The sequence below is a fragment of the Mycobacterium sp. genome, from assembly GCF_032161845.1.
In the GTDB taxonomy this organism is placed as follows: Bacteria; Actinomycetota; Actinomycetes; order Mycobacteriales; family Mycobacteriaceae; genus Mycobacterium.
This window is the reverse complement of record NZ_JAVRQA010000242.1, coordinates 1-2,588: the sequence shown is the minus strand read 5'-3', so window position 1 is coordinate 2,588 and position 2,588 is coordinate 1. Positions and strand designations below refer to the sequence as shown.

Sequence of the window (2,588 nt, the reverse complement as noted above, 5' to 3'; positions counted from 1 at the left end):
TGATGAGGCTGCGGGTGATGGTGTTCATTTCGAGTCCTTCTGTCCGAGTTGGCTTTTGGCCTTGGCTGGCCGGTGTGTTCCGGCGATGACACAACTATGTCTCAGCTCGGAGCCCGCGTCTGTCGGGCGACTGGTGGATGGACCGGTGGAAACCCGTGTCCACCGATCGGGGGAACGTTGAATCGCTCGCGAGCTCTACACCAGCGTCGCGATTCGGCGCCGCCAGCGACGCTGTAGTAGAACTCGCGAGACGTGGTCGAGCTAGAGACGTGGTCGAGCTACTGGAAGTCCCGCGACTTGGACCTCACCCGCAGGTCGATCGGGCTCATCCGATCGGCCGTCACGGTGACGGCCCCCGTCGCGTTCTGCACGATGCCGCGGATCACCAACGCCGATGCCGTCTGCGCCAGCCTGCGATGTCGCGCCCACACGCCCCTGGAACACATCACGTTGACCATCCCCGTCTCGTCCTCGAGGTTCATGAACGTCACCCCCTGAGCCGTCGCAGGCCGCTGCCGGTGGGTCACCGCGCCCGCGACGAGCACCCGCGTGCCGTCCGGCACCGACAGCAGCCGATTGGCGGGGACGACCCCTATGTCATCCAGGTGTTCACGCAGGAACTGGACGGGATGACTGTCGGGTGAGACGCCCGTGGCCCAGACGTCGGCGGCGGCCAGCTCGAGCTCGGTCATGCCTGGTAGCGACGGGACGTGCGAAGAGGACCCGACGCCGGGCAACCGATCCGGACGCTCCGAGGCAGCGGCACCCGCCGCCCACAACCCCTCCCGTCGGGTGATCCCGAAACATCCGAGCGCCCCCGCTGTGGCCAGCGCCTCGGTCTGCGGCACCGAAAGCTGCACCCGCCCGGCTAGATCGACGAGAGAAGTGAACGCGCCGTGAGTCTTTCGGTCGTCGACGATGCGTTCGGCCAACTCGTCGCCGATGTGGCGAACACTGCCGAGACCCAACCGTACCTCGAGGCCGTGGTTCTCCAACGTGGCGTGGGACAGGCTGGCGTTCGCGTCGGGGCCGTGCACCAGCACCCCGTGTCGGCGGGCGTCGGCGACCAACGACTGCGGCGAGTAGAAGCCCATCGGTTGCGCCCGCAGCAGAGCGGCGCAGAACACCGCGGGGTGGTGCAGCTTGAACCACGACGAATAGAACACCAGCGAGGCGAACGACAGCGAATGGCTCTCCGGGAAGCCGAAGTTCGCGAACGCCTCCAGCTTCTCGTAGATCCGGTCGGCGACCACACCGGTCACTCCGTGCCGCTCCCGCATGCCGTCGTAGAACCGGCCGCGAAGCCGCTTCATCTTCTCCGTTGACCTCTTGGATCCCATGGCCCGACGCAACTGGTCCGCCTCCGCCGCGGAGAAGCCAGCGCAGTCGACCGCCAACTGCATCAACTGCTCCTGAAATAGCGGAATCCCCAACGTCTTCCGCAGCGCCTGCTCCATCGACGGGTGGTCGTAGGTGACTTCCTCCTCCCCATTGCGGCGCCGGATGTAGGGATGCACCGACCCACCCTGAATGGGCCCTGGCCTGATCAGCGCCACCTCGACCACCAGGTCGTAGAACACTCGCGGCTTCAGTCGGGGCAGAGTGGCCATCTGCGCGCGGGACTCCACCTGGAACACCCCGACGGAGTCGGCACGCTGCAACATCTCGTACACCGCCGCCTCGGACAGGTCGAGCTTGGACAGATCGACCTCGATGCCCTTGTGCTCGGCGATCAGGTCGATGGCGTAGTGCAGCGCCGAGAGCATGCCGAGTCCGAGTAGATCGAACTTCACCAAACCGATTGCTGCGCAATCATCCTTGTCCCACTGCAGCACGGTGCGGTTCTCCATGCGCGCCCACTCCACCGGGCATACGTCGGCGATCGGCCGGTCACAGATCACCATGCCGCCGGAGTGAATGCCCATGTGTCGCGGTAGGTTCTTGATCTCACATGCCAGCTCGATCACCTGCTCGGGGACGTCCTCGACGTCGGGTGAGTCGGCCAGCCCGTTCCACCTGCTGATCTGCTTGCTCCAGGCGTCCTGCTGGCCCTGGGAGAACCCCAGCGCCCTCGCCATGTCGCGCACCGCGCTGCGGCCACGATAGGTGATGACGTTGGCGACCTGGGCGGCGTAGTCGCGGCCATAGCGCTCGTAGACGTATTGAATTGCCTTCTCGCGCAAGTCCGATTCGATGTCGATGTCGATGTCTGGTGGCCCGTCCCTGGCCGGCGACAGGAATCGCTCGAACAGCAACTCGTTGGCGACCGGGTCGACGTTGGTGACACCCAGCGCGTAGCAGACCGCGGAGTTGGCCGCCGATCCCCGGCCCTGGCAGAGGATGTCGTTCTCCTTGCAGAACCGAGTGATGTCGTGCACCACCAGGAAGTAGCCGGGGAAGCTGAGCTGGCTGATGACGTTCAGCTCGTGCTCGATCTGGGCGTAGGCCTGCGACGCACGCTCCGGCGGGCCGTAACGATTGTGGGCACCGGTCATCACGAGGTGTCGCAGCCAGCTGTCCTCGGTCTGCCCCGCCGGCACGTTGAACGGTGGCAGCTTCGGGGCGATGAGCGCCAACCCGAACGCACA

At 65.7% G+C, this 2,588-nt stretch carries 1 protein-coding gene; it reads right to left on the bottom strand.

All coding sequences use genetic code 11. The features are described from left to right. Positions 1 to 278 precede the first annotated feature (278 nt). The coding region (locus tag QOD90_RS14080) for a DNA polymerase III subunit alpha (RefSeq protein ID WP_526350676.1) at positions 279 to 2,588 on the bottom strand (2,310 nt) is incomplete at its 5' end.